We start from the raw sequence: 6,801 nt of genomic DNA on the forward strand, positions 1-6,801 counted from the left end.
GTTGTAGTTATATGAGTTCAACAGATGCCGGAAGTGTAATGAATCAGGTGGGCGATAATATCATCCACCATGTTTCAAATTCAGATATTTCCCACCCGCTTATTCATTTGCCATCTATATATGGTATAGATTTTTCTGTTACAAAACATGTTCTAATGCTATGGGTGGTTGCGGTACTGGCGTCGGTTGCAATTATTGTTCCTGTCCGTAAATATCTGGGGTCTAATCGTCCTATTCCGAAAGGATGGATGAATATGCTTGAAGCCATTGTTCAATTTATACGCGATAGTCTTGTCAAGCCGAATGTTGGATCCAAATGGGTCATGACTTGGGCGCCTTTAATTCTAACATTTTTCTTTTTCATTTTGTTCGCGAACGGAATCGGAATGTTCCCGATATTTGAAATGCTTGGTTTGGTAAATCGTTTTGTGCTCGGTGTGCCTGCAAGTGATAGCCATAATTACATCAATAGTCTTTTGCACGGAGGTTCAACGGTCACCGGGAATTTTAATGTTACCGCCGCTTTGGCAACCATTACTTTTTTAACAATTATGGTTGCCGGAACAAAAGCACATGGATTTATTAATCATTGGAAAAATTTGGTACCGCATGGCTTAGCATGGCCCGTGTACATTATTCTCATTCCCATCGAATTGATCGGTTTGTTTGTAAAACCATTTGCACTTACTATGCGATTGGCAGCAAACATGACGGGTGGTCACATTGCAATTTTAGCCATTCTATCGTTTATGGCTATTTTTGGGGATTTATTCCAAAGCGTAATGATTGGCGTTGGCATGGCAGTAGTTTCTGTCCCAATGGCCGCCGCAATCAATGGACTCGAGATTATTGTTGTGTTGGTACAAGCTTATGTGTTCACACTATTGTCTGCTGTATTTATTGGCATGGCAATTAATGTTCATCATTAATCACTAGTTAAGGAGAAACAAAAGATGGAAGTACTACATTACTTTGGAGCTGCTCTCGGATTGGGAGCGATTGTTATAGGCGCCGGGCTTGGTATTGGACGGCTTGCAGCTGCTGCGGCAGAAGGAATTGCTCGTCAGCCGGAGGCTGCTGATAAAATCACAGGCGCGGTAAATCTACCTCTGTTCCTGCTCGAAGGTGTGGCAATTTTGGGTGAAGTGTTTGCCCTATTGATTGTCCTCATGAAATAATAGAAACCGGAACCATTTATGGATAATCCATTAGTTCAGCTTGATCCGGGTCTGTTTATTTGGACCATCCTGACTTTTCTGATGCTTTTTGGTATTTTGGCAAAATTTGCCTGGAAGCCATTACTGCAATATCTTGAAGAAAGGGAAGGAACCATCCGCAAATCACTGGATGATGCCGAAAAAGCAAAAGAAGAACTCGAAAGGCTAACATCGGAAGGAGACGCGATTGTTGCTAAGGCAAGATCCGAAGCGCAATCGATCATCGCCGAAGGGAAGAACGCCGCTCAAAACATCAAAGATGAAACCATCCGAGATGCTAAAGAGCAGGCTTCCAAACTGCTGAGTAAGGCAGAGGAGAATATTCGCACAGAAAAGGACAAAGCGATCAGCGAAATCAAAAATGAAGTTGCTGACCTTTCCATTTCTGTAGCTGAAAAGCTAATCAGAAAAAATCTCAGCGCCGAAGAAAACCGCACGCTGATTGATGAATCCCTGAAGGAAGTCAAACAGTTCAATGCGTAATACAAAAGGACGATTCATGGCAAGAAGTCTATTGGCTGTCGCCAAACAAGTGGATGCCGTAGAAAATGTATTACATTCATTGAATTGGATGGAATCTTTGCTCAAAACAGATGCCAGATTTCGAGCCTTCCTTCAGTCTAAAAAGATTGATTCTGATCAAAAGAAAGAAGTCATTCGAAATAGTTTATCCGGACAATGTCACGAAATTGTTATTGAATTTCTTGTAATCACTGTTGAAAACCGTACACTGCAAACAATCAGAGACGTATGCATTGCTTATCAAAACTTGGCAAAAGAAGAACTCGGCATTGTATCCGTCCGCGCTGAAGTCGCAGAAGCCGTGAACGAATCTGAAACGGTTTTGCTGAAATCACGGTTGGATACAATCTTAGGAAAAAATTCAGATCTTACGATTGACGTAAACCCGGACTTGATTGGTGGAATAAAACTTCGCGTAGAAAACACATATTTAGACGCTTCACTTCAGCAGCAGTTGAAGAGAATGCGGGACACAATTGTAACATCCTAATACAAAAGGGAACCCATGGAAATTAAAACAGACAGTATAGCAGAATTGCTGAAAGAACAAATTTCACAATTTGACGTCTCATTTGATGTGGCGGAAGTAGGAGAAGTCATCGAAATTGGCGATGGCGTTGCCCGTGTGAGCGGTTTAGAAAATGTGATGAGTTCAGAACTTGTAGAATTGCCGAACGATGTGTATGGTATGGCTCTCAATCTGGAAAATGACAATGTTGGGCTTGTGCTATTTGGCGATAGCCACCTCGTAAAAGAGGGTGACCTTGCAAAACGAACCGGTCAGGTAGTGGAGGTTCCGGTGGGTGATGCCATGCTGGGACGAGTTGTAAATCCGCTTGGTCAAGCCATTGATGGGAAAGCTGCCATTGAATCTGAGCATTCATTTCCGATTGAAAGGAAAGCGCTTGGCGTTATGGCACGGTCTCCGGTGAATGAACCGCTTCAAACTGGCATCAAAGCGATTGATAGTATGATTCCCATCGGTCGTGGACAGCGAGAATTAATTATCGGTGACCGGCAGACAGGGAAAACAGCAATTGCGATTGATGCAATTATTAATCAGAAATCCACGCATAAAACAGATAAACCGGTGTATTGCATTTATGTTGCGATCGGTCAGAAAGCATCAACTGTGGCATCTATTGTAAATGAGCTTGAAGCGAATGGTGCCATGGAATACACCACGGTTGTGGCGGCAAATGCTTCTGATCCTGCTCCAACGCAATATATCGCCCCCTATTCTGGATGCGCCATGGGAGAATATTATAGAGATAATGGAAAACATGCGCTCATCATATATGATGATTTGTCCAAGCAGGCCGTGGCTTATCGCCAAATGTCGTTGGTGCTCCGCCGTCCACCGGGACGTGAAGCATTCCCGGGCGATGTGTTTTATTTACATAGCCGTCTTTTAGAACGTGCTTCAAAATTAAATGAATCGCTTGGTGGCGGTTCGCTAACTGCGCTTCCCATTATCGAAACGCAGGAAGGTGATGTTGCGGCGTATATCCCAACCAACGTGATTTCGATTACAGATGGCCAAATTTATTTGGAAACAAATCTATTTAATTCCGGAATCCGCCCTGCGATTGATGTGGGTCTTTCGGTATCCCGTGTTGGTGGAAACGCACAGATTAAAGCTATGAAAAGTATTGCCGGAACCTTGAGGTTGGATCTTGCCCAGTACCGTGAATTAGAAGCATTTACAAAATTTGGCTCGGATCTTGATAAGGGAACGCTGGCACAACTGACCCGCGGTGAACGCATGGTAGAAATTCTAAAACAAAATCAATATGTACCGATGATTGTTGAAAATCAAATCGCTATTATTTTCGCTGGGACCAAAGGGCATTTGGATAGTTTGGATATTTCACAAGTTGCTGACTTTGAAAAAGGATTGTTGGATTATCTTGAAGCAAATGCTTCGGATGTTATAAGTGCAATTAATTCTGAAGGTATTATCAGCGAAGAAACCGCCGAAAAACTTGAAAAATCCATCGCAGATTTCAAACAAGGGTTTACTGCTTAATACATGGCAAATCTGAAGGATATTCGGGATCGAATTAAATCGGTCAAGAGCATTCAAAAAGTGACCAAAGCAATGAAGATGGTTGCTGCCGCCAAGATGCGCCGTGCACAAGAACGCATGGAACAGGCCCGCCCGTACAGCCGTCGTCTGAAAGAAGTTATTCATCATCTTCTTCCTGAAGTAGATCGGGATTTACTTCCACTACTTGACGTGCGGAAAGTCAAACGCGTTGCGTATGTTGTTGTCACATCAGACCGCGGATTTGCCGGTGCGTTTAATACAAATATCCTGAAAACGGCACAAGCGGAAATTGATGAAATCGGGAAAGAAAAGGTGGACATTTTTTGCATCGGAAAAAAAGCACGTGATCATTTTAAACGACGGGAATACACTATTATTGAAAGTCATCTAGATTTTTGGAATGAATTATCATTTTCTGATGCGATCAAAATTGGCGATGGAATTATCAACCATTTTACATCGGAGAAAGTGGATGAAATCCATGTTGTGTATGATATCTTTGTAAATGTGGCAACGCAGGAAACCATTTCAGAATTACTCCTTCCGCTGGGTTTTGATGGATCGGAAACCACATCGGAAGATCGATTGTATGAGCCTTCGAAAGATGTGCTGGTTACATCTCTTGTGCCTCGCCATTTAAATGTGCAGATGTGGAAATATCTTCTCGAATCTTATGCAAGTGAACAAGCAGCACGGATGCTTGCTATGGAAAATGCCACCACGAACGCGGAAGATATGATTAAAAACTTAACATTGGAATTCAACAAAGCCCGGCAGGCTTCTATCACAACGGAAATGCTCGAAATTGTGAGCGGTGCCGAAGCGCTGTCCGGATAAATAAGTAAGGAAATGATTATGTCAATGAATGGAAAAATTTCACAAGTAATGGGCGCAGTGGTTGATGTCGTGTTTGAAGATGGATATCTTCCAGAAATCTATAATGCGCTTAATGTGGATCGTGGAGACGAGGGAACATTGGTCTTGGAAGTTGCTCAGCATTTGGGTGATTCCGTTGTCCGAACCGTTGCGATGGATTCTACGGATGGATTGGTTCGTGGTAAAGAAGTGACGAACACGGGAGGTCCAATCACTGTGCCGGTTGGTCCTGAAACTTTAGGCAGACTTTTTGATGTTCTGGGAAACACCATTGATCAAAAAGAAGCATTTGAAGCGAAACAAAGAAATCCTATTCATCGCGCATCTCCAAAGCATGAAGATCTTACCACATCTTCGGAAATTCTTGTTACAGGAATTAAAGTGGTGGATTTGATGGAACCTTATACAAAAGGTGGAAAAACAGGACTGTTTGGTGGTGCAGGAGTTGGAAAAACTGTTTTAATTCAGGAACTCATTCGGAACATTGCTACTGAACATGGTGGCTATTCTGTATTTGCTGGTGTCGGGGAGCGGACTCGCGAAGGAAATGATTTATATAATGAAATGACTGAATCAGGCGTAATCAAAAAAACCACAATGGTTTTTGGGCAGATGAATGAACCGCCAGGTGCTCGTCTTCGAGTTGCTCTGAGTGGACTAGCTATGGCAGAATATTTCCGCGATGATGAAGGCAGGGACGTACTTCTCTTTATTGATAATATCTTCCGGTTTACACAAGCAGGTTCCGAAGTATCTGCACTGTTAGGACGCATGCCTTCTGCTGTTGGATATCAACCCACGCTTTCAACGGAAATGGGTGATCTTCAGGAACGAATTACTTCAACTAAAAAAGGGTCTATCACTTCTGTGCAGGCAGTGTATGTACCGGCCGATGATTTAACCGATCCGGCGCCTGCAACAGCATTTGCGCATTTGGATGCAACATCGGTGCTTGAGCGAAAAATTGCCGAACTTGGAATTTATCCTGCCGTGGATCCGCTGGCTTCTACATCCAGGATTTTAGATCCACGCGTCATCGGCGACCACCATTATCAAGTGGCGAGAAATGTGCAATCTGTATTGCAGAAGTATAAAGATTTGCAGGATATTATTGCCATTCTTGGAATGGATGAACTTTCTGATGATGATAAACTGGTAGTAGCACGTGCGCGGAAAATGCAGAAATTTATGAGCCAGCCGTTTTATGTGGCGGAACAGTTTACTGGAAAAGAAGGGCGCTATGTTTCGCTCGAAGATTCGGTGGCAGGGTTTGAAGCAATTCTCAATGGCGAAGTGGACGAGTTAAATGAAAATGCATTTTCTTATGTTGGGACCCTGGATGAAGCAATTGAAAATGGAAAAAAACAGGCCGCCTAAATGAAATCCTTTCCATTGGAAATTGTAACACCAACTCGCATGATTGAAGAAGGCGAAATTACCTATGTTCGTTGCCCTGGAATGGACGGGAAATTCGGAATTATGGCAAATCACCGAGAAGGAATCATCGCGTTGGGAATTGGCGAAGTAAAAGCGACAAAAGACGGAAAGGATGAATATTTTGCTATCAGCGGGGGATTCGCCGAGATTACCAAAGAGAAAGTTCAGATGCTTGTAGAAACGGTGGAGCGTTCAACAGAAATTGATACAGCTCGCGCCGATGCAGCGCTTCAACGGGCGAAAGATAGATTTGCTAAGGCGGAAGTGGATGAGGAACAAAATATAAAATCCCTCGAACGCGCCAAGAATCGTTTAAAAGTTTCTAACCATTAAATTCAAATTCGCTTTGAATGAAAACTGCTCGTAACTTTCGAGCAGTTTTTATTTACCACAGAGTCCGCAAATTCTGCAAAGAGAATCCTGTAGATTTCCTTTTATTATTTTCATAGCATCCTCAGTGCGTTCTTAACTTCTAAATCAATACACCGGATGATTAACACCCTGCATCTTAATCGGGTTTTGCTGTAATTTCTCCCATGATGGGTACTTTTTCTTATGCGGCATTTTTCACCGGAATACGATCCGCAGCCTTTTTCCTTTTAATTCTTCTCACCCAAACCTCCTGCCCTGATAATCCGGTAGAAACCGAAGACCATCCTCACCAGGCCGACTGTCCGAATGGCTTTCTTCCCTGTGAAA

General features: G+C 42.9%; 8 protein-coding genes. All 8 read left to right on the plus strand.

What is annotated here, in order from left to right; genetic code table 11:
* Window positions 1–11: 11 nt before the first annotated feature.
* The 8 genes from atpB to atpC are packed head-to-tail and all read left to right on the plus strand — an operon-like array spanning window position 12 to window position 6,435.
* Entirely contained in the window at window positions 12–929 is a 918-nt protein-coding gene (gene atpB / locus HOD97_04255) for a F0F1 ATP synthase subunit A (GenBank protein MBT4280816.1), read from the plus strand.
* A 24-nt stretch (window positions 930–953) separates the two neighbouring features.
* Window positions 954–1,178, plus strand: coding sequence for an ATP synthase F0 subunit C (locus tag HOD97_04260; GenBank protein ID MBT4280817.1), 225 nt, complete (start codon window positions 954–956; stop codon window positions 1,176–1,178).
* 18 nt (window positions 1,179–1,196) lie between these two features.
* Window positions 1,197–1,700: a F0F1 ATP synthase subunit B gene (gene atpF / locus HOD97_04265; protein ID MBT4280818.1), complete on the plus strand. Its 504-nt coding sequence runs from the start codon at window positions 1,197–1,199 to the stop codon at window positions 1,698–1,700.
* The gene (gene atpH / locus HOD97_04270; protein ID MBT4280819.1) at window positions 1,693–2,229 is read left to right on the plus strand and encodes an ATP synthase F1 subunit delta; all 537 of its coding nucleotides are present in this window, start codon (window positions 1,693–1,695) and stop codon (window positions 2,227–2,229) included. The genes atpF and atpH overlap by 8 nt, the downstream gene beginning before the upstream one ends.
* A 15-nt stretch (window positions 2,230–2,244) precedes the next feature.
* Window positions 2,245–3,768 (plus strand): F0F1 ATP synthase subunit alpha, encoded by a 1,524-nt coding sequence (locus tag HOD97_04275; protein ID MBT4280820.1) that lies wholly within the window; start codon window positions 2,245–2,247, stop codon window positions 3,766–3,768.
* A gap of 3 nt (window positions 3,769–3,771) precedes the next feature.
* Window positions 3,772–4,626: an ATP synthase F1 subunit gamma gene (gene atpG, locus HOD97_04280; protein MBT4280821.1), complete on the plus strand. Its 855-nt coding sequence runs from the start codon at window positions 3,772–3,774 to the stop codon at window positions 4,624–4,626.
* Between the two features lie 18 nt (window positions 4,627–4,644).
* Window positions 4,645–6,042, plus strand: coding sequence for a F0F1 ATP synthase subunit beta (gene atpD, locus HOD97_04285; protein MBT4280822.1), 1,398 nt, complete (start codon window positions 4,645–4,647; stop codon window positions 6,040–6,042).
* Window positions 6,043–6,435, plus strand: a complete 393-nt coding sequence (gene atpC / locus HOD97_04290; protein ID MBT4280823.1) for an ATP synthase F1 subunit epsilon — start codon at window positions 6,043–6,045, stop codon at window positions 6,433–6,435.
* Window positions 6,436–6,801 lie beyond the last annotated feature (366 nt).

The organism is Candidatus Neomarinimicrobiota bacterium (assembly GCA_018651745.1).
GTDB lineage: Bacteria > Fidelibacterota > Marinisomatia > Marinisomatales > TCS55 > JAAZYX01.